We start from the raw sequence: 20,181 nt of genomic DNA, 5'->3' as shown, positions 1-20,181 counted from the left end.
TTTCACTCTCTTTAAAGTTAAAGGAGACACTATGACAAAAAACATGATTCAATTCGACCATGTCTCTAAAATTTATCAAGATAAGGCGGTGGTGGATGATATTTCTTTGACCATTCAAGAAGGAGAATTGATCACTATTTTAGGAACTTCTGGTTCCGGTAAAACCACTACTCTCAAGATGATGAATCGCTTGGTTGAAGCGACTTCTGGAAAGATTTATTTTAATGGACAAGACATTGCGGACTTGGATGCTGTTGCTCTTCGGCGCCAAATCGGTTATGTAGTGCAGGAAATAGGCTTATTTCCTCATATGACAGTGGCTGAAAATATGGCCATAGTTCCGAAACTCTTAAATTGGGATCAGAAAAAGATTGATCAGCGGATCTTAGAACTTATGGACTTGATTCAGCTAGGTGCAGAGGATTTTTCCCATCGTTATCCAAGTGAGTTGTCCGGTGGACAACAACAGCGGATTGGAGTAGCAAGGGCTTTAGCTGCTAACCCCAATATCATGCTTTTTGATGAGCCGTTTGGGGCCATTGATGCTATTACTCGTGGTGCTTTGCAAGACCAACTTCTAGCGATTCACCAGAAACTCCGTGATAAGACTTTTGTCTTTATTACCCACGATATTTATGAAGCTTTTAAGTTAGGAACACGTGTCTTAATTATGGATGAGGGAAAAATTGCTCAGTTTGATACTCCAGAAAAAATCATGGCAAAACCTAAGAATGACTTCGTAAAAAAATTGATTGAAACGGCTCGTGACCAGCAAACTCTGTGGGGGGCTGTCCATGCTTGACTATTTACGAACTTCTTCGGATTATTTGTTTCAAGCACTCATGGAACATGTAGAAATATCCGGCTTAGCTATGGTTTTTGCTTTAATCTTTGCTAGTATTAGTGCTGTATTTCTGCTTTTTCATGAAGAGATTCGACAGGCTTCGGTCTATCTTTTGTCTCTACTTTATGCAGTGCCCTCCTTCGCCCTCTTTGCCCTTCTTATTCCTTTGACAGGCCTAGGGAGGACAACAGCTATTATTGTTTTGGTTCTTTATGCCCAATACAGCCTGGTTCGGACCTTTTTGGAAGGTTTTTTGCAGGTGGACTCCGCTATCATTGAGGCAGCGAGAGGGATGGGAATGACTGATTGGCAAGTATTTTTAAAGATTCAGTTGCCTTTGGCTAAGTCTTCTGTCTTTGCAGGTTTGCGTCTGGCTTCCTCTTCTATTATCGCTATTGCGACCATTGCTTCTACCATAAATGCTGGTGGTTTGGGGACTATTCTCTTTGATGGACTTCGTACCATGAGTATGACAAAACTGGTCTGGGGAATTTTTTTGACAGTTGGACTCAGTTTATTGTTCAACCTCATCCTTTACCTGATAGAAGAATTGTTGAAAGAGGATAAGCTAGTTGCTAGGTAATTTTTATATTCAGGAATCACGCGGTGCGTGATTTTTTTCTTGTAATAGGCTATAATAAAACTATTGAAACGAAAGAAAGAGGAACTCTATTTGCAAGAGTATTCTGTTGAAATAAGCTTACAACATCCTGATGATGTCCTTTCCCTTTTTGGTTCCAATGAAAGACATTTGCGTCTGATTGAGGAAAATATTGGGGTTGTTATTCATGCTCGGACCGAGCGGGTGCAAATTTTAGGTGATGATAAAGAAAGTGTAGAAGTAGCTCGCTTGACTATTCAAGCCCTTTTGGTCTTGGTTGGTCGTGGGATGGTGGTCAATACTTCAGATGTGGTAACAGCTCTGTCTATGGCTCAGAATGGAACCATTGACAAGTTTGTTGCTCTCTACGAAGAAGAAATCATCAAAGATAACTTTGGTAAAGCTATCCGTGTCAAAACGCTGGGTCAAAAAGTCTATGTGGACAGTGTCAAGAATCATGATGTGGTCTTTGGGATTGGTCCAGCAGGGACCGGTAAGACTTTCCTGGCTGTGACACTTGCGGTGACGGCTCTCAAACGAGGTCAGGTTAAGCGGATTATCCTCACTCGACCAGCGGTGGAAGCAGGAGAAAGTCTTGGTTTCTTACCAGGCGATCTCAAGGAGAAGGTGGACCCATACTTGCGTCCAGTTTATGATGCTCTCTACCAGATTTTGGGTAAGGAACAAACCACTCGACTTATGGAGCGTGAAATCATAGAAATTGCGCCGCTAGCTTACATGCGTGGTCGCACTTTGGAGGATGCCTTTGTTATCTTAGATGAGGCACAAAATACAACCATCATGCAGATGAAGATGTTCTTGACGCGTCTGGGCTTCAATTCTAAAATGATTGTCAATGGTGATATTAGCCAGATTGACCTACCGCGCAATGTCAAATCAGGTCTGATTGATGCCAAAGAGAAATTGCAAAAAATCCAGCAAATTGATTTTGTCTATCTGTCAGCTAAGGATGTGGTCCGTCATCCAGTAGTCGCTGAGATTATCAATGCCTATGAGAAAGAAGAAAACTAGCTCTGGTTCAGGGCTCTTTTTGTAGTTTTTTTAGATAGAGTTGCTTTAGATAAAGTCGAATGAATTAGTATATTTAGACTAGGAATGGAGATACAGGAGGCTAGGCAAAAAGTTCAGATCTCTAAGGTAGAATTCGGTATAATACCGAAACCTAGAAATTGGGACATGAGAAGAACTCTTTTGATTTGTCGAGTGCTGTCCACTCCTAAGTAGAAAACGAGGACGTATCAAATGACCATAATAGGAGAAAAGAGATGTTTGCCTTAACTGAATCGCAGTTGGATCATGCCCGGATCCTGACAAGAGAGGATATACCACTAGTCCTAAAATTATATGAGTCTAATCCCTTGTACTTCTACTATTGTCCACCTACTCCTAGCGGAGTCGAGGTGTGGGAAGATATGACTCGTCTACCTCCAGGGAAAAGTTCGGAAGACAAATTTTTCCTTGGTTTTTGGAAAGGAAGAGACCTGGTAGCGGTCATGGATTTTGTATATGGCTACCCAGATAAGGAGACTGTCTTTATTGGTTTGTTTATGGTAGACAGTTCCTGGCAAGATCGAGGAGTGGGAAGTCGTCTCATCGTGGATAGTTTGACCTTCTTTTCTAAGAAATATCATAAGGTTCGCTTGGCCTGTGTGAAGGGGAACCCGCAGTCAGAGAATTTCTGGAAAAAACAGGGCTTTTTGCTAACAGGAGAAGAGGGTCAGGAGTCAACGTATTCTGTTTATTTAATGGAAAAATTCCTGAAATGAAAACATTATTTTCAGGAATTGATGAAAGTCTATGAATATTCTGTAAATGCTTTCAATCAATCTGAAGATATGCTAAAATGTTGATAATAGATTAACGTTGGGGAGGCTTTTATGGCAGATTTGGCTAAATTGCAAAATGGTTCAGACATTCGGGGAATTGCGATTGCAACGGATGAATGGCAAGTAAATTTGACAGCAGAGGCAGTCAAACGCATCACATCTGGGATCATCAAATGGTTGCGTCAATCGAATGAAGAGGAGTATCAGGCTGGCCGCTTACGAATCGGGATTGGCCGTGACAGTCGGCTGAGTGGGCCAGATCTAGTTGACAATATGGTGAAGCAAGCACTGGCAGAGGGAGTTGAAGTTCTTGACTTTGGTCTGGCAACAACACCAGCCATGTTTATGGCAACTCAGTATGAGGAATTTGTCTGCCATGCTGGTATCATGATTACAGCTAGTCACCTGCCTTATTATTTCAACGGCATCAAGATTTTTAGTCAAAAAGGCGGAGCTGAGCATGAAGATATTGATTATATCTTAGCTCATACGGAAGCCAATTCAAATGAGAAAAAAGGCTCGGTAACGACTGCTGATATCCTCACTCCTTATTCGGCGGACTTGGTTGAGAAAATTCGTCAAGGATCAGGAGTGGACAGTGATAAGCCACTTGCAGGCATGAAAATCATTGTTGATGCTGGAAATGGAGCTGGTGGCTTCTTTGCAGATTCTGTCCTGGAAGTGCTTGGAGCAGATACGTCAGGGTCTCAATTTTTGGAACCAGATGGTAGCTTTCCAAATCATATTCCAAATCCTGACAATAAAGAAGCTATGGCCAGCATCCAGTCAGCTGTTTTAGAACATAAAGCAGATATGGGGATTATCTTTGACACGGATGTGGATCGCTCTGCAGTCGTGACCAGTAAGGGCGAGATCCTGAACCGCAATAACTTGATCGCCATCCTTAGCCAAATTGTATTGGCAGAGCATTCTGGCACCAGTATCGTGACCAATTCACCGACATCCGATCATCTTAAGGATTTCATTGAGAAATTGGGAGGTCAGCAGATTCGCTATATTTCAGGTTACCGAAATGTCATTAATCGAGCTATTGCTGCCAATGAGGCTGGTGTAGATTGTCAGTTGGCCATTGAAACCAGTGGGCATGCAGCCTTCAAGGAAAATTATTTCTTGGATGATGGAACCTATGCAGTAGCTAAAATTCTCATGCTTTTGCCACAATTGACTCAAAAAGGCCAAAAAGTGGATGATTTGATTGCAGATTTGAAACAACCCGTGGAAACGCAGGAAGTGCGCTTTAAATTAGAAACGGAAGAATTTAAGGCACTGGGGCGTCAGGTCATTGCTGACTTGGAAGATTATTCAGTGACAGGTTGGACCTTTAATCCAGAAAATGAAGAAGGCATCCGTTTTATTCTCTCTGAACCTTTTGGTAAAGGTTGGTTCTTATTGCGTCTTAGCCTCCATGAACCGTTGCTTGTCTTGCAAGTGGAAAATGACCAAGCAGGACTTATACCAGCTGTCCTCAAGGAAATTAAGACCTTTCTTGACTCTTATCCTGAGGTCAACCAGACGAAATTATTAGAATTAGTGTAAGAAAAAAAGAAGCAATTGAGGTTGCTTCTTTTCAGTTGTTGACGATTAAATCAATTCCAAAATATCCAAATACTCTCTTCCCAGTCCTTCCGCAACCGGTTGGTTGGTGATGTTTCCTTTGTAGGTTGTAACACCTTGAAGCAGGCCTTTGTCTTCTTGGATAGCTTTCTTGAAGCCTTTCTTAGCCAAGTTAAGGATATAAGGGAGAGTGACATTGGTTAGGGCCAAAGTTGATGTACGAGCTACAGCACCAGGGATGTTGGCAACGGCATAGTGCAGAACACCATACTTCTCATAGACAGGTTGATCATGAGTGGTCACCTTATCAGCAGTAGCGATGACACCACCTTGGTCTACTGCCACGTCTACGATAACCGAGCCAGGGCGCATAGATTTCACCATTTCATCTGTTACTAATTTCGGTGCTTTCGCGCCTGGAATGAGAACGGCACCGATGACCAAGTCTGCATCCTTGACAGCTTCAGCGATATTAAAAGGATTGGACATGAGAGTTTGGATTTGATTGCCAAAGATGTCTTCCAATTCAGCCAAACGCTTGGCTGAAATATCTAGGATGGTTACTTTTGCACCGAAACCAAGTGCAACACGCGCAGCCTGTGTTCCAACGACTCCTCCACCGATAATTGTGATATGCCCTTTTTCTACACCTGGTACACCTCCTAGGAGAACACCAGATCCACCTTCTTGTTTGGTTAAGAAGTGAGCCCCAATCTGCACAGACATACGACCAGCTACCTCACTCATCGGAATTAGCAATGACAGTTGGCCAAATGGATTGCGAACAGTTTCATAGGCGATACCTGTTGTTTTTGCTGTCAACATAGCCTCTGCCAATTCTGGAGCTGGAGCCATGTGCAAATAAGTAAAGAGAAGGAGATCATCCCGTAAGTAGCTATATTCAGCTGCCAAAGGCTCCTTCACCTTGACTACCATTTTCGCTGCCCAAGCTTCTGAAGCAGTCGCAACGATTTGAGCCCCTTGCTGACTATAATCAGCATCTGTAAAACCAGAACCGAGTCCTGCATTCGTTTCCACAAGGACGGTATGCTCCTCCTGTACAAGGGCATAGACACCTGCTGGTGTCATGCCAACACGATTCTCGTGGTTCTTAATTTCTTTTGGAATTCCAATAATCATGGAGTCACCTCGACTTTCTATATCTTATATTTTAAAGAAAATGGAATAACAATGCAAGTCAGGGCCTGAAAAACATGCTTTTCAGTAGTTTTACTTGAGAAAAAACCGTTGACAAATACGAATGATATGGTACAATAATATGGTATTGCTGGTTTAGCTCAGTCGGTAGAGCGCATCCATGGTAAGGATGAGGTCGCCGGTTCGATCCCGGCAACTAGCATATCATAACTCTAAAACCCTTGTCATTCAAGGGTTTTTGTTATCGTTGCCCCAAATCTGCTCGTTCAGATTTTTTTCTTTGTAAAATAACTTGACATGAAAGCGTTTTGTGTTAAAATAGACAATAGAAATAACCATTGAACAGGGGCTTTGCCTTTGTATCTTAAAGAAAGGAGAACTGAATAATGAACATGACATTTTTTGTATGCCGTCCATTTATGAATAATCTCCTTTCTAAGAAGCTCCATTAGTCATTTTTTCTGTTTGCTAAAATGAATCAATCAAGCCCATAGTGAGGAGTAGGAACACTATGGGCTTTTTGCGTGCTTTTGAGAGGTAATGAGGAGAGAAAGAGGATTATTTTGTTTAAACTTGTTTTAGATTATGTGAGAAAGAATAAGTGGGTTTATTTGCTGGTAGCAGTGACCCTTATTATCTACGACGCTACCTTGGTCATTCCGACTCAGGTGGTGCAGCGCTTGGTGGATGCTATTACCAAGCAAACCTTAACGGAAAAAGGATTGTTGGCAACGGTTGGATTTTTAGTCCTGGCAACCGTCATCAACTATGGTTCAGCCTTTATTTGGCATTTGAAATTGTTCCAGCAGTCCATTCATTTTAAATTTGATATGCAACAGCGGGCCTTTCATAAGTTAGTCGCTATGCGGACGCCTTTTTATGAGAAATTCCGCTCTGGTGATATGATGACGCGTTTTTCGACAGATGTGGAAATGCTGCAAGACATGGTAGGCTATGGTCTGATGATTATCCTCTATGCAGGCGGTATGATTGCCTTTGTCATCCCAGTCATGTTTCTGATTTCATGGCAAATTGCCCTTTTGGGGATGGTACCTATTGTTCTTATGACCTACGGAACCTATCGGATTTCCCAACCCATGGAAAATATGATTGACGAGGCGCGTGATGCGATTTCGGAACTTAGTAATGAGGTTTTGGAGACGGTGGAAGGGATTCGAGTGACACGCGCTTATAGCAAAAAAGCCAATCAGTCCAGTCGTTTTGCCCAAAAAACAGCTGCTCTAGCAGATCGCTGGAATGCTATTGCTCGTTACCGGGCACTCTATATGCCCATGTATGGGGTGATGCTGGGGCTCAGTACGGTCTTGATTTTGGGGTCGGGTGTTTATTTCATGAAGGCTGGGCAAGTGACCTTGGGGCAGGTGGTCGCCCTGCAACTCTATGTGGTTTCCTTGGTGGAACCCTTTGCCATGCTTTCAGATTTTATCTTGGTCTATCAAACCGGAAAAACTTCCTTTGGGAAACTCCAAGAATTGATTGAAACGGGAGATGATTTGGAAGAAGATGGGAAAATAGAGATTGACCATCTGGAGGATATCTGCCTGAAAGATTATCATTTCGCCTATTCTCAGGCTTCCAAGAAGAGTTTGGAAGGGATTCGTCTGCATCTGACATCCGGTCAGACCCTAGGCATTGTCGGCAAGACTGGTTCTGGGAAGACCAGCTTGATTCGTCAATTTTTGCGCCAATATCCGGTTGGAGAAGGTATTTTTACTATCAATGGATTGCCAGTGACAGCCTATTCTCGTAAATCCCTAGAGGCTTTGATTGGCTATGTGCCACAAGAGCATATCCTTTTTTCACGGACTGTTTGGGAGAATATCGCCATGGGGAAAGTGGATGCCAGTAAGGATGAGATTCATCAGGCGATTGCAACAGCTGCCTTTGAAGAGGATTTGGAGCGGATGTCTGATGGGATAGAAACCACTATTGGCGAGCGTGGAGTGTCTATTTCAGGTGGCCAGAAGCAGCGGATTTCCATTGCGCGTGCCTTTATTGGGGAGCCTGAACTCTTGATTTTAGATGATTCCTTATCGGCTGTCGATGCTAGAACCGAGCGTCAGATTATTCAAAATATCCAAGCGGAGCGAGCAGGGAAAAGCAATATTATCATTACCCATCGTTTGTCTGCAGTGAACCATGCGGATTGGGTCTTGGTACTAGATGACGGTCGAATCGTCGAGGAAGGGACACCCGATCAATTGCTGGCTCAGGAGGGCTGGTACTACGAACAATATCAACGGCAACAAGCCCAAGGAGAGGAGGAATAAGATGCACCTTATTTTATCGTTATTAAAAGAACTAAAGCATGCTAAGGGCATTTTTATAGCCGGCCTATCCCTTCTCTTGCTTGCAACAGCAGGAGGTCAGCTGGCTCCCTTACTGTTAAAAAATATAATTGACCAAGATTTGACAGGCCTATCCAATGGCTTGGTCTTGCATCATGCTGATTTTCTGAGAAAACTAGCTATTTATATGGGGCTCTTGGTCTTTGCGGGACTCTTTCGCTATGGTTCCTTTCGTGTCCTCATTGCTTGTGCTAATCAGGTGGTCACCAATCTGCGTAATCGCGCCTATGAGGTCATGCAACGTCTGCCGATTTCCTATTTTGATGACAAGCCAGCTGGGAAGATTGCGACCCGAATTGTCAACGACACAGAAACCTTGCGCAATCAGTTTTACAATACTCTCCTGTCACAGATTGTCATTACTCTGATTCAAGTGGTCTTCATCTATGGGGTGCTGATGACCTTGGATGTGAAGGTTGGTCTGATCTTGCTCTTGCTCATGCCGATTTTCTATGGTCTTCAGGTTCTGTATAAAAAAGCTACCGATAAGCCTATGAAGGACTTTTATGATGCCAGAAGTGATGTCAATACCTTGGTCAATGAGACCATGAGTGGGGCGAGTATTATCCAACTTTACCATCAGGAAGAAGGGGTGTTGAAGAACTTTGATCAGGTAGCGGGTAAGATGCGTGCCGCAGATGATCGGGTTGTCTTGGTCGACTCGATTGCTTCCTGGACTTTGACGGAGCTCTTGAAATATACAGTCATTGCAGGAATTTTGACCTTTATCGGCTACCAATTTCTGGGTGGCAATCTAGCTGTAACAGCTGGCCAGCTTTTTATCTATATCAATTATATCACCACGCTGTTTGACTTACTGGGCATGTTGGTACGACAGCTACCGAACATTCAGCGGTCTTTAGCGACAGGTCGGAGATTGATGGAGTTGCTCAATGAAGAGCAGGAAGTCGATGCGGATGCAGCATTGGAAGTGACAGATGGAGTGGTTGAATTTGACGACGTTAGTTTTGGCTATGATGGTGAACATCAGGTTCTGAAACATATTTCCATTCATGCCAATCACGGAGAAACAGTAGCCTTGGTTGGGCATACGGGTTCAGGAAAATCTTCCATTATGAACTTGCTCTATCGCTTTTATGATCCTCAAGAAGGCCAGATTACCATCGATGGTCAGAAGATTTCGGACTTTTCTCGAGAAAGCATTCGCAGTCAGATGGGGATTGTTCTTCAAGACCCGTATCTTTTCACAGGCACAATTGCCTCTAACGTAACTATGGATAAGGATGATTATTCGGATGAAGAGGTTGTCCAGGCACTAGAAAAAGTTGGTGCTGGGGCTATGTTGGCACGTTTGGACAAGGGGATTTATGAGCCAGTTGTGGAAAAAGGCTCTGCCTTCTCAAGTGGAGAAAGACAGCTCATCGCCTTTGCGAGAACCCTGATTGCCAATCCTAAGATTCTCATTTTGGACGAGGCAACTTCTCACATTGATACGGAAACAGAAGAAATTATCCAAAAAGCTATGGAAGTGGTCAAGAAAGGACGAACCACCTTTATCATTGCCCACCGACTCTCTACCATCCAAAATGCAGATCAGATTTTGGTACTGGATGCGGGTCAAATCATCGAACGCGGCAATCATGACCAACTCATGCGATTAGGCGGCCGCTATGCAGAAATGCAAAAGATTCAGCAGAAGGTGTAATGCAGGAACTCCCGGGGGAACTCGGGAGTTTTTTAGCACTTACGCAACCTATGTTCCTTATTGTCTTTAGCCGTTACGAACTTGAAAATAACAATTAGGATACAATGAGATTCAAAGAAAACGAAAAAGACAGTCACTTGAATAAAGTTTGATAGATTGTCACTATCGGCAGGCTCTAGTCTAGTTGGGAGAAGCTTGGTTCCTTCTATTTCCAAGTTCAAACAATCTATTCGCAGACGGTTTAAGCTGCCTGAACCTTTGCATCTAGTCTTAAACATACTAATTCATTCCACTATAAAAAGAAAAAGGAATAATCATAGTTTTATAGATGTCATAATTTTCACAGAGTATGAGCCCAGTACTTACTTGGATTATTTTACTCCTCCGGACCATAATTCGCTTCTTCGTTTTCAAGCTCATGAAAAATGGTCTCCCGGAGCCGATTCGCTTCTTCGTTTTCAAGCTCATGAAAAAATGGTCCCCCGGACCATGATTCGCTTCTTCGTTTCCAAGCTCATGAAAAAATGGTCCCCCGGACCATAATTCGCTTCTTCGTTTTCAAGCTCATGAAAAAATGGTCCCCCGGAGCCAATTCGCTTCTTCGATTTCAAGCTTATGAAAAAATGGTCCCCCGGACCATGATTCGCTTCTTCGTTTCCAAGCTCATGAAAAAATGGTCCCCCGGACCATGATTCGCTTCTTCGTTCTCAAGCTCATGAAAAAATGGTCCCCCGGACCATGATTCGCTTCTTCGTTCTCAAGCTCATGAAAAAATGGTCCCCCGGACCATTTTTTTATGCTACAATAGTTTCATGAAAGCCATTATTTTTGATTTAGATGATACTCTTTACAATCAGATTCAGCCATTTGAGCGGGCGGTCAGACAATTTTTGGAAATTCCTGACGAGCTCATGGAGCCTCTTTATATTGCTTTTCGCTATCGAGCTGATGAGGTCTTTGAAGAATCGGTTTCCGGAGAGATGTCTATGAAAGACATGTACACTTATCGAATGAAGGCAGCTTTTGCGGATATAGGGATGAGGGTTTCAAGTGAGACCGCTCTTGAGATTCAGCAAGTCTATGCCTACAATCAGGGACATTTGGAACTGACAGAAGGCGCTCAGGAACTCTTTGCTTTTTGCAAAGAAAAGAATCTCAAAATCGGACTAATTACAAATGGTCCTCATTTGCATCAGCTCAAAAAGATTCAATCTCTAAAATTAAGTCGATGGATTCCTGAAAATTTGATTATCATTTCTGGTCAAGTTGGCATCACTAAGCCTAATATAGAGATTTTCAGACTCATGGAAGGTCGTCTGCACTTGCCGCCTGAGAACGTGGTATATGTTGGTGATTCCTATGAAAATGATGTTATCGGAGCTAAGGCAGCAGGTTGGAAAGTCATCTGGTACAATCATCGTGAGCGGCTAGTCGAAAATCAGGTTTTAACTCCAGATAAAACTGTCAAAGATCTAGCATCCATCAAAGAATGGATTGTGTCTGAATTTTTAGAATAGAAGCTCATATCTAGTATGGATAGTCTCTGAATAATCAATAAGGAGGAAAAGATGGACCAAGCATTGAATAAAAGCAGTATCGAAAAAGAGTTGGAAGCGACCTTATTAGCTGGTCGTCTGCTTATGGAGAGTGGGGCTGAAATTTACCGCATTGAGGAAACCATGTTTCATATCGCTCGAGCTTTCGGATTAGCAAAGTTTGAAGTCTTTGTAATTAGCCGTGGGATTTTTGCATCGGCCTTGAATCAGAATGGTTTTTCAGAAGCTAAAGTTAATACAACTAAAGAAACCTTTGTTAATCTTCGCAAGTTAGAAGAAATCAATCGACTTTCTCGTCGTCTTTCTGCTGAAAAAAATATGTCGGCGGATGATCTTATTGAAGACTTGAATGCTATAGATAATAAAAATGACTACGCAGCCTTGCCTAGACTGTTCGCTTATTTTCTTGGTGCAGGCTCTTTTGCTTTCGCCTTAGGGAGTAGTTGGCAAGACTCTCTGGTATCTGCTGTCACGGGTTTGCTTATTGGAGTCAGTCTACACTTTGTCCATCGGTTCATTAAAACAGATTTGATTCTGACGATTATTGGTAGTATTGTTGCAACCTTATCTGTCAATCTCATGCATTTAGTGGGAATCGGGGAATACCGAGGTCTGATTATTTTAGGAGCTCTCATGGTTCTGGTCCCAGGTGCCTTTTTTGTCAATTCTATACGAGAATTTTCTCAAAATAACTATGCGACAGGCCTATCCTTGATGGTATCTGCTCTCTTAACCTGTATTTCCATTTCAGTTGGAGTAGCAGCAACTATTGAAGCTCTGCCCTTTGCAGACCAGATGACCGGTGTCTTTTCAGTTTCAGCTCCTACAATTGGGATCCTCCTCCAGCGATCACTCATGGCGGGCATAGGAACCATTTCTTTTTCTCTGCTCTACTCAACACCCAAACGTTTCTTTTTAGATTTAGGCTTACTGGGTGGTACTACTTGGATGCTCTATCTCTTATTGCTGGACTGGAGTCATTTTGATGTCGTGGCTATTTTTTTATCTAGTTTACTAGTCATTTTTAGTTCCCGTTTCTTGGCAGTTAAACGAAAATCACCAGCCTCTATCTTTCTATCAACGAGTATGTTTCCCCTTATTCCTGGCATCAGTTTCTACAGAGCAGTCTATTTTCTATTAACGGGGTCGAATGACTTGGCTATGGAATACTTGCGAACCTCTTTTGTAACGGCTTTTACAATTGCCCTAGCCATCATCATTGTGCAACAATTTCCCATGAAATTGTTTCCAAGAAAATCATAAACCAAGGTCAGTAAAGTTGGTTTTTTCTAAAGCTTGCTGTTTCTTGTTGAGCTCTAAAGAATAGAAATTAAAAATAGCGTCAAGGAGATAGGAGTCCTTGACTTTTTTAACTTTCCTTTAGTTTTTATGATATAATGAGGTCAGAGTATGTTAGTGAAAGAAGAACGGAACAATGTATGTAGAAATGGTGGATGAAACTGGTCAAGTTTCTCCAGAAATGATGAAGCAAACCCAAGATTTACTAGATTTTGCAGCAGAAAAATTGGGTAAGGAAAAAAAAGAAATGGCTGTGACCTTTGTGACCAATGAACGCAGTCATCAATTGAATTTGCAGTATCGGGAGACTGACCGTCCTACAGATGTTATCAGCTTAGAGTACAAGCCAGAAATGCCTTTTTATTTTGATGAGGAAGATTTGGTAGAAAATCCAGAGCTGATAGAGATGCTGGATGAATTTGACAGTTTCATCGGTGAGCTTTTCATCTCAGTAGATAAAGCTCGCGAGCAAGCAGAAGATTATGGCCACTCCTTTGAGCGGGAGATGGGCTTCCTAGCAGTACACGGCTTTCTTCACATCAATGGCTACGATCACTATAGCCCAGAGGAAGAAAAAGAAATGTTCACCTTACAGGAAGAGATTTTGACAACTTATGGACTTAAGAGACAATAACCCACAGAAGAAGTGGAAAAACAGAGATTTGGTCACCAGCATGGAGTTTGCCATCACCGGTGTACTGACAGCCTTTAAGGAAGAACGCAACATGCGTAAGCACATGGTTTCAGCTATTTTAGCTATGCTTACCGGACTGATTTTTCAAATCTCTGCTATTGAATGGCTCTTCCTACTCCTGGCCATCTTTTTGGTCGTCATCTTTGAGATTGTCAACTCCGCCATTGAAAATGTAGTGGATTTGGCCAGTGGCTATCACTTTTCTATGTTGGCAAAAAATGCAAAAGACATGGCGGCAGGTGCCGTCCTAGTAGCCTCCGGCTATGCCGTCTTGACTGGCTTGATTATCTTTATTCCAAAGATTTGGCAATTCATTCTAAAATAAAAACAGTAAAAATTGAAAGGGAAGATAGTGAGCTTGCAGTAACAAGACAAGTTTCCTATCATAGAAACATATGACATTTAAATCGGGCTTCGTAGCCATCTTAGGTCGACCAAATGTTGGGAAATCAACATTTTTAAATTATGTAATGGGGCAAAAAATTGCCATCATGTCGGACAAGGCACAAACTACCCGTAATAAAATTATGGGCATCTACACGACAGAGGCAGAACAGATTGTGTTTATTGATACACCTGGTATCCATAAACCCAAAACAGCCCTGGGCGATTATATGGTAGAATCAGCTTATTCCACTTTGCGAGAAGTTGATACAGTACTTTTCATGGTTCCTGCCGACGAAAAACGTGGCAAGGGTGATGATATGATTATTGAACGCCTGAAATCAGCTAAGATTCCAGTTATTTTAGTGGTCAATAAAATTGACAAGGTTCACCCTGACCAACTCTTGGAACAAATTGACGATTTCCGAGGTCAGATGGACTTTAAAGAAATTGTCCCGATATCTGCTACTCAAGGCAATAATGTTAATCGCCTCATGGAGTTGATCAAGGAAAACTTGGAAGAAGGTTTCCAATATTTCCCAGATGACCAGATCACCGACCATCCAGAACGCTTCTTGGTATCCGAGATGATCCGGGAGAAAATCCTCAAGTTGACGGAACAAGAAGTACCCCATTCTGTTGCGGTAGTCGTTGAATCTATGAAACGCGATGAGGAAAGTGATAAGGTCCATATCCGTGCCACTATCATGGTGGAGCGCGATAGCCAAAAAGGCATTATCATCGGTAAACAAGGCGCCATGCTCAAGAAAATTGGAAAAATGGCCCGAAGGGATATCGAGATTATGCTAGGCGATAAAGTCTACCTTGAAACCTGGGTCAAAGTCAAGAAAAAATGGCGCGACAAAAAGCTGGACTTGGCTGACTTTGGCTATAATCCTAAAGAGTATTAAAAATACCTTGATTAAGGTTAGAGGAGGTTATCATCTGACCTTTTTCTTATAGATTTAAAGCTCCCACTTGATAAAAAGCGAGAAATGCAATGGAACTACTTTCCGTTAAAGAATACGGTCAAACCAATACTCAAACCATTCTCTTTTTGCATGCTACTGGTTCCAGCAGTCACATGTGGCAGCACCATATCCGGGCGCTTCAAAGTGATTTTCACTGTATCACAGTTGATTTGCCTGGTCATGGTGACAGTTATGGTCTTGAGTGGACATCATTTGATGATGTGGCCGATTTGCTGGTTCAAATCATTAAGAGCAAGGTGCACGGCAAACCCCATCTTGTAGGACTCTCTTTGGGCGCTTCCCTTATTCTCAAACTCTTGGAGAAGCATAGTCAACTGATAGATAGGGTGATTGTGGATGGAGCCAGCCACCAGCCTATTAAAGGCTATCGCAAAATTATCATTGGTGTCTATCTTGCCTCCCTTTTTAAAAACAGCAAAATGGTTACCAATATGATGGTCAAAATGATGAAAGCAGATGGAGGTCCTCAAGAAGATTATGAGCTCTTCATAAGGGATATGAAAGGCACGACCAGAAAATCTTTTAGAAGAGCCATGTCTCAGGCTATTAGGCTTAGGATAGAAGGAAGTTTTGACAATCCAGTCTTCTTTGTTTCTGGCCAAAAGGAATCAGAAGAAATCCATCAATCACATCGGTTTCTGGTTCAGAAAAACTCGTTTTCAGAGTTTGGAGTCTATCCAAAAAAGGGTCATGCTTGGCTTTTCAGCGATGTGCAAACTCATATTCAATTGGTAAGGTACTTTTTTCAGGGGGCCACATTCCCAGAAAGATTACAGCGATTAATGTAAAATAGTAGGCTTAATCGATTGATTACAAAAAAAGAAAGGTATTTGATTCATGGACTATATTTCCTACATCCGATCTAAAGTCGGGCAGGATAAGGTTATCCTGAATTTTTCAGGTGGTATATTGGCTGACAGTGAGGGAAAAATTCTTCTCCAACTCAGAGGCGATAAGAAAACCTGGGCTATCCCAGGTGGGGCTATGGAACTGGGAGAATCTTCGGTCGATACTTGCAAACGGGAATTTTTTGAGGAAACGGGTATTCAAGTAGAGCCTCTTCGTTTTCTCAATCTCTACAGTAATTTTGAAGAAATCTATCCAAATGGAGACAAGGTTCAAACCATTGTATTTCTCTATGAGGTCAAGGCTGTTGGTAATATTAAGATTGCCGACTTCAAGAATGAAGAAACGCTGAAATTAGGTTTTTGCTCTCAAGAAGAAATTACTCAACTAGATTCAGTCTCCACCAAACATCGCCTTATGTTGGAGGAATACTTTGCCAATCAGTTTGAGATGGGGAGATAGGTAAAGATATGAAGCTTATTTTGATGAGACATGGAGAAACTGATTGGAATGTTGAAAGAAGGATCCAAGGTAGTCAAGATATCGCATTGAATCATAATGGGATTGGGCAAGCTGAGGATGTAGTGGAGCGGCTAATGAAAGATTTTCGGATTACAAAAATTTATTCGAGTGATTTGGTTAGAGCAGTTCAAACAGCAGAGACTATTAATTTACAATTAAATGTTCAAATAATTAAAACATCTAAATTAAGAGAAATAAACTTTGGAGAGTGGGAAGGGAAAACTTGGACGGAAGTTTCAAAAGAGTATGGTACAGAATTTACGGAATGGAAATTAAATAGAAGATATGCAGTACCGCCAAACGGTGAAAGTTACCAAAGTTTACTTGAGAGAACCATTGAAGTTTTAGCGGAGATTACTGGGACTGAAGAAGGAACTAGCGAAGTTTTGATAGTGACACATGGTGCTAATATTATGGTTTTAAAGTCTGCCCTGAATGGTACTGATTTTTCAAAGATGACCAAATATAAAGAAGGGAATGCGTCGTTCACAGTTTTTGATGATAAAGACATTGAAGATATGATTTCCTTATTAACTGTGTAGAAGAATTACGCAACTATCCGCAAATTTTTTGGGGGTGCAATGAAGCACCTAGTTGAACTGGGTAAGTTAATGGAACTTGCCAGATGATTGTTTCAGAAAAAGTCGTTCTTCTCTAAGTTTTTTGTCACCTTCGTCAATGATAAAATAAGTTAGAAAGGAATTGCGAAAGGGTTGTAATTGAACCCGAGCGGAAAAGCTAGTGAAAAAGATGCCGATACTAGAAAATCAGGATTTTCTGTCTCGATCCTATTTTCAAAAAATAATTAGAAAGGATAAGGATGAGTTCGTGTTTGCTTTGAACACGGACTAAAGGCTCTATAAAATAGATAGGTCATTTCAGAAATCAGGATTTCTGATGACCTCCTCATATTGAAAAAATAAGTAGAAAGGAAAAGAGAAAGGGTTATAATTGAACCCGATCGGAAAAGCTAGTGAAAAAGATGCCTGAATTGCCTGAAGTGGAGACGGTGCGGCGTGGATTGGAGCGTTTGGTGGTTGGAAAGACTATTCAAGCGGTAGATGTGCGCGTGCCTAAGATGGTTAAAACAGATAGTGAGACCTTTGCTTTGGACCTAATGGGTTTGACCATCGAGGCTATTCGTCGTCGTGGGAAATACTTGATTTTTGATTTCGGGAAGCAAATTCTTATTTCTCATCTGAGAATGGAGGGTAAGTATCTGCTTTTCTTAGATGAGGTTCCACAAAACAAGCATTTTCATTTTTTCTTTAACTTGGATGATGGATCGACCTTAGTGTATCAGGATGTCCGCAAGTTTGGCACCTTTGAACTGTTGGCCAAATCAGCAGAAGAGACTTATTTCATATCCAAAAAAATAGGACCTGAGCCGACCAAAGAAGACTTCAAATTAGCCCCATTTGAGCGTTCGGTTCTCTTGTCTAAAAAATTCATTAAGCCCCTCTTATTAGAGCAAAAGTTAGTTGCTGGTCTCGGAAACATCTATGTGGATGAAGTGCTATGGGCCGCTAAGGTACATCCTGAGCGAGTCGCTAGCTCACTCAAAAAAGCTGAAATCAAGCGTCTTCGTGATGAGACGATTCGTATCTTGCAACTGGGGATTGAAAAAGGTGGCTCCACCATCCGCACCTATCGCAACGCCCTAGGCTTAGATGGTAGCATGCAAGATTACTTGCAGGTATATGGTAAAGCTGGATTTACTTGTTCCCGTTGTGGAGCTCTTATAAAGAAGATTCAAGTAGGAGGAAGGGGCAGTCATTTCTGTCCTAAGTGTCAAAAAAGATGACAAAAATAATTGGAATTACAGGTGGTATTGCCTCTGGGAAGTCAACAGTTGTTGAGGAAATCCGTCGGTCAGGCTACAAGGTCATTGACGCAGATGCAGTGGTTCATGATTTGCAGGCCAAGGGTGGTAAACTCTATCAGGCTTTGGTTGGCTGGTTCGGTCAGGATATTTTGATGGCAGATGGTCAGTTGGACAGAATCAAACTTTCACAAGAAATTTTTTCTAGTTCTGAAAATTTGGCTAAATCTGCTGATTTGCAGAATCAAATCATCCGGCAAGAATTAGCTGAACAACGGGATTGTTTGGCGGAGACAGAAGAAGTCTTTTTCATGGACATTCCACTCTTAATTGAACTGGATTATCAGGCTTGGTTTGACCAAATTTGGTTAGTTTATGTGGACGAGGATACCCAAATCAAACGCCTTATGGAACGAAATGGATACAACTTGGATCAGGCTCATGCTCGAATTGCTACTCAAATGCCTTTTCCTGAAAAGAAAAAATATGCTAGCTTAGTTTTGGACAACAATGGAAGTCTCGAAGACTTAAAAAAACAAGTCCATACAGCTTTACAAAAAGTATAAGTAAGGAGAAAATACCGTTTTTCTCCTCCTTTTGTGTTATACTATTCACAGATATGTAGGAAAGAAGATGATTGTATTACTGGTAGAATAGATTGGAAACAAAATTTGAGAGTTGCCTGGTTGGGCAACTTTTTGACGGGTGCCTCTTTTTCTCTAGTTATGCCCTTTATGTCCCTTTATGTGGAAGAATTGGGTGTGAGAGGGACAGATATTGAATTTTACGCTGGCCTTGCTGTATCCGTCACAGCCTTAGCTTCGGCTATCATGTCTCCTATATGGGGCAATTTGGCGGATCGTTACGGCAATAAACCCATGATGGTTCGGGCATCAGCTTTTATGCTTTTTACCATGGGTGGTTTAGCCTTCGTACCAAACATTAGCTGGCTCTTGCTTTTACGCTTATTAACTGGGATTTTTGCGGGCTATATCCCAAATTCAACGGCTTTGATTGCTAGTCAAGTTCCCCGTCATCGGGCTGGTTACGCTCTGGGAACACTCTCGACAGGTCTAGTCTCTGGAAATCTTATGGGCCCTCTCTTTGGAGGATTCTTGGCAGACAGCTTTGGTATGCGAAATGTCTTTCTCATTGTTGGGTGTCTCTTATTTGTATTGACGATTTTAACCATCTTTTTGGTTAGGGAGGAATTTACCCCCATTGAGGTTGGTCAAGAAGTACCCATGAAGGATATACTGGCTCGGATCAGAGATCGAAAAGTTTTGTTGGGCCTCTTTGTAACGAGCATGATTATTCAGGCTTCTGCTCAATCCATTCTTCCTATTATGGCTCTTTACATTCGTCATTTGGGGCAGACAGATAATCTGATGTTTGTCGCAGGTATCATCACCTCAGCTATGGGGATTTCCTCTATTCTCAGTTCAGGTTTTTTGGGTAAACTCGGTGATCGCCTTGGTAATCATAGACTTTTACTCTTAGCTTTGTTCTACAGTTTTATCATGTACTTCCTTTCTGCACATGCCCAAACTCCATTCCAGCTAGGCTTGATTCGTTTCCTCTATGGCTTTGGAACTGGTGCATTGTTGCCGTCTATCAATTCTCTCTTGACAAAGTTGACACCCAGAGAAGGAATAGCCCGGATTTTTTCCTATAATCAGACCTTTACTTACATGGGAAGTGTCTTAGGACCGCTCTTGGGTTCTAGTGTAGCAGCCTACCTAGGATATCGTTGGGTCTTTTATGTTACATCAGGACTAGTTTTCATCAATTTTATCTGGTCTATGATTATTTTTAGAAATTATGTGAAAGTTAAGGAAATCGCGTGAGAGTCAAAATCAATTTGCAGTGCTCCCAGTGTGGAAGCAAAAACTATCTGACCAGCAAGAACAGTAAGACTCATCCAGACAAGATTGAGGTCCTGAAATATTGCCCTAAAGAAAGAAAAGTAACCCTTCATATTGAAAGCAAATAAAGTTTGTGGTATA

General features: G+C 41.9%; 20 protein-coding genes and 1 tRNA gene. 20 read left to right on the top strand and 1 reads right to left on the bottom strand.

Going from position 1 to position 20,181, the window contains the following annotated elements; all coding sequences use genetic code 11:
* The first annotated feature begins 31 nt into the window (after positions 1-31).
* The 5 genes from BN1356_RS10055 to BN1356_RS10035 all read left to right on the top strand — a co-directional run bounded on the left by BN1356_RS10055 (position 32) and on the right by BN1356_RS10035 (position 4,849).
* Complete coding sequence (locus BN1356_RS10055) at positions 32-802, top strand: ABC transporter ATP-binding protein (protein WP_093651255.1); 771 nt, start codon at positions 32-34, stop codon at positions 800-802.
* Positions 795-1,427, top strand: coding sequence for an ABC transporter permease (locus tag BN1356_RS10050; RefSeq protein ID WP_093651254.1), 633 nt, complete (start codon positions 795-797; stop codon positions 1,425-1,427). The genes BN1356_RS10055 and BN1356_RS10050 overlap by 8 nt, the downstream gene beginning before the upstream one ends.
* Positions 1,428-1,517: 90 nt before the next feature.
* Entirely contained in the window at positions 1,518-2,477 is a 960-nt protein-coding gene (locus tag BN1356_RS10045) for a PhoH family protein (protein WP_093651253.1), read from the top strand.
* Between the two features lie 254 nt (positions 2,478-2,731).
* A complete protein-coding gene (locus BN1356_RS10040) occupies positions 2,732-3,232 on the top strand; it encodes a GNAT family N-acetyltransferase (RefSeq protein ID WP_093651252.1) in 501 nt (166 codons plus the stop codon).
* A 111-nt stretch (positions 3,233-3,343) separates the two neighbouring features.
* Positions 3,344-4,849: a phosphohexomutase domain-containing protein gene (locus tag BN1356_RS10035; RefSeq protein WP_093651251.1), complete on the top strand. Its 1,506-nt coding sequence runs from the start codon at positions 3,344-3,346 to the stop codon at positions 4,847-4,849.
* 45 nt (positions 4,850-4,894) lie between these two features.
* On the opposite strand, the gene ald is transcribed toward BN1356_RS10035, so the two are convergent.
* Positions 4,895-6,007, bottom strand: coding sequence for an alanine dehydrogenase (ald, locus tag BN1356_RS10030; protein ID WP_093651250.1), 1,113 nt, complete (start codon positions 6,005-6,007; stop codon positions 4,895-4,897).
* A 147-nt stretch (positions 6,008-6,154) separates the two neighbouring features.
* On the opposite strand from ald, the gene BN1356_RS10025 reads away from it, so the two are divergent.
* The 15 genes from BN1356_RS10025 to rpmG all read left to right on the top strand — a co-directional run bounded on the left by BN1356_RS10025 (position 6,155) and on the right by rpmG (position 20,168).
* Positions 6,155-6,227, top strand: a tRNA-Thr gene (locus BN1356_RS10025).
* Between the two features lie 361 nt (positions 6,228-6,588).
* Entirely contained in the window at positions 6,589-8,316 is a 1,728-nt protein-coding gene (locus BN1356_RS10015; protein WP_093651248.1) for an ABC transporter ATP-binding protein, read from the top strand.
* A 1-nt stretch (position 8,317) separates the two neighbouring features.
* Positions 8,318-10,060, top strand: coding sequence for an ABC transporter ATP-binding protein (locus tag BN1356_RS10010; RefSeq protein WP_093651247.1), 1,743 nt, complete (start codon positions 8,318-8,320; stop codon positions 10,058-10,060).
* A gap of 812 nt (positions 10,061-10,872) precedes the next feature.
* Positions 10,873-11,577 carry an HAD family hydrolase gene (locus BN1356_RS10005; RefSeq protein WP_093651405.1) on the top strand — a complete coding sequence of 235 codons (705 nt, stop codon included), beginning with the start codon at positions 10,873-10,875 and terminating at the stop codon, positions 11,575-11,577.
* 78 nt (positions 11,578-11,655) lie between these two features.
* Complete coding sequence (locus tag BN1356_RS10000) at positions 11,656-12,879, top strand: threonine/serine exporter family protein (RefSeq protein WP_176694271.1); 1,224 nt, start codon at positions 11,656-11,658, stop codon at positions 12,877-12,879.
* A 172-nt stretch (positions 12,880-13,051) separates the two neighbouring features.
* Complete coding sequence (gene ybeY / locus BN1356_RS09995) at positions 13,052-13,549, top strand: rRNA maturation RNase YbeY (RefSeq protein WP_093651245.1); 498 nt, start codon at positions 13,052-13,054, stop codon at positions 13,547-13,549.
* Positions 13,530-13,934 carry a diacylglycerol kinase family protein gene (locus BN1356_RS09990; RefSeq protein WP_093651244.1) on the top strand — a complete coding sequence of 135 codons (405 nt, stop codon included), beginning with the start codon at positions 13,530-13,532 and terminating at the stop codon, positions 13,932-13,934. The genes ybeY and BN1356_RS09990 overlap by 20 nt, the downstream gene beginning before the upstream one ends.
* A gap of 70 nt (positions 13,935-14,004) precedes the next feature.
* Positions 14,005-14,904, top strand: a complete 900-nt coding sequence (gene era, locus BN1356_RS09985) for a GTPase Era (protein ID WP_093651243.1) — start codon at positions 14,005-14,007, stop codon at positions 14,902-14,904.
* Positions 14,905-14,993: 89 nt separating this feature from the next.
* Entirely contained in the window at positions 14,994-15,773 is a 780-nt protein-coding gene (locus BN1356_RS09980) for an alpha/beta fold hydrolase (RefSeq protein WP_093651242.1), read from the top strand.
* Positions 15,774-15,822: 49 nt separating this feature from the next.
* Positions 15,823-16,293, top strand: a complete 471-nt coding sequence (locus tag BN1356_RS09975) for an NUDIX hydrolase (RefSeq protein WP_093651241.1) — start codon at positions 15,823-15,825, stop codon at positions 16,291-16,293.
* Between the two features lie 8 nt (positions 16,294-16,301).
* A complete protein-coding gene (locus BN1356_RS09970) occupies positions 16,302-16,895 on the top strand; it encodes a histidine phosphatase family protein (protein ID WP_093651240.1) in 594 nt (197 codons plus the stop codon).
* A 440-nt stretch (positions 16,896-17,335) separates the two neighbouring features.
* On the top strand, positions 17,336-18,157 hold the full coding sequence (gene mutM, locus BN1356_RS09965) for a DNA-formamidopyrimidine glycosylase (protein WP_093651404.1): 822 nt from the start codon (positions 17,336-17,338) through the stop codon (positions 18,155-18,157).
* Positions 18,154-18,741: a dephospho-CoA kinase gene (gene coaE, locus BN1356_RS09960; RefSeq protein ID WP_093651239.1), complete on the top strand. Its 588-nt coding sequence runs from the start codon at positions 18,154-18,156 to the stop codon at positions 18,739-18,741. The genes mutM and coaE overlap by 4 nt, the downstream gene beginning before the upstream one ends.
* Before the next feature lie 87 nt (positions 18,742-18,828).
* Entirely contained in the window at positions 18,829-20,022 is a 1,194-nt protein-coding gene (locus BN1356_RS09955) for a multidrug efflux MFS transporter (protein ID WP_483855123.1), read from the top strand.
* Positions 20,019-20,168: a 50S ribosomal protein L33 gene (rpmG, locus tag BN1356_RS09950; RefSeq protein WP_093651237.1), complete on the top strand. Its 150-nt coding sequence runs from the start codon at positions 20,019-20,021 to the stop codon at positions 20,166-20,168. The genes BN1356_RS09955 and rpmG overlap by 4 nt, the downstream gene beginning before the upstream one ends.
* Positions 20,169-20,181 lie beyond the last annotated feature (13 nt).

Origin of the sequence: Streptococcus varani (genome assembly GCF_001375655.1) — a bacterium.
GTDB lineage: Bacteria > Bacillota > Bacilli > Lactobacillales > Streptococcaceae > Streptococcus > Streptococcus varani.
Note: the sequence above shows the minus strand (reverse complement) of the source record. Positions and strands in the feature narration are given on the sequence as shown.

What these genes read in the sequence shown, in the direction of transcription:
- BN1356_RS10055 (WP_093651255.1), top strand. Translation starts at nt 32, where the DNA reads ATGACAAAAAACATGATTCAATTCGACCATGTCTCTAAAATTTATCAA.
- BN1356_RS10050 (WP_093651254.1), top strand. Translation starts at nt 795, where the DNA reads ATGCTTGACTATTTACGAACTTCTTCGGATTATTTGTTTCAAGCACTC.
- BN1356_RS10040 (WP_093651252.1), top strand. Translation starts at nt 2,732, where the DNA reads ATGTTTGCCTTAACTGAATCGCAGTTGGATCATGCCCGGATCCTGACA.
- BN1356_RS10035 (WP_093651251.1), top strand. Translation starts at nt 3,344, where the DNA reads ATGGCAGATTTGGCTAAATTGCAAAATGGTTCAGACATTCGGGGAATT.
- ald (WP_093651250.1), bottom strand. Translation starts at nt 6,007, where the DNA reads ATGATTATTGGAATTCCAAAAGAAATTAAGAACCACGAGAATCGTGTT.
- BN1356_RS10010 (WP_093651247.1), top strand. Translation starts at nt 8,318, where the DNA reads ATGCACCTTATTTTATCGTTATTAAAAGAACTAAAGCATGCTAAGGGC.
- BN1356_RS10005 (WP_093651405.1), top strand. Translation starts at nt 10,873, where the DNA reads ATGAAAGCCATTATTTTTGATTTAGATGATACTCTTTACAATCAGATT.
- ybeY (WP_093651245.1), top strand. Translation starts at nt 13,052, where the DNA reads ATGTATGTAGAAATGGTGGATGAAACTGGTCAAGTTTCTCCAGAAATG.
- BN1356_RS09990 (WP_093651244.1), top strand. Translation starts at nt 13,530, where the DNA reads ATGGACTTAAGAGACAATAACCCACAGAAGAAGTGGAAAAACAGAGAT.
- era (WP_093651243.1), top strand. Translation starts at nt 14,005, where the DNA reads ATGACATTTAAATCGGGCTTCGTAGCCATCTTAGGTCGACCAAATGTT.
- BN1356_RS09980 (WP_093651242.1), top strand. Translation starts at nt 14,994, where the DNA reads ATGGAACTACTTTCCGTTAAAGAATACGGTCAAACCAATACTCAAACC.
- BN1356_RS09975 (WP_093651241.1), top strand. Translation starts at nt 15,823, where the DNA reads ATGGACTATATTTCCTACATCCGATCTAAAGTCGGGCAGGATAAGGTT.
- BN1356_RS09970 (WP_093651240.1), top strand. Translation starts at nt 16,302, where the DNA reads ATGAAGCTTATTTTGATGAGACATGGAGAAACTGATTGGAATGTTGAA.
- mutM (WP_093651404.1), top strand. Translation starts at nt 17,336, where the DNA reads ATGCCTGAATTGCCTGAAGTGGAGACGGTGCGGCGTGGATTGGAGCGT.
- coaE (WP_093651239.1), top strand. Translation starts at nt 18,154, where the DNA reads ATGACAAAAATAATTGGAATTACAGGTGGTATTGCCTCTGGGAAGTCA.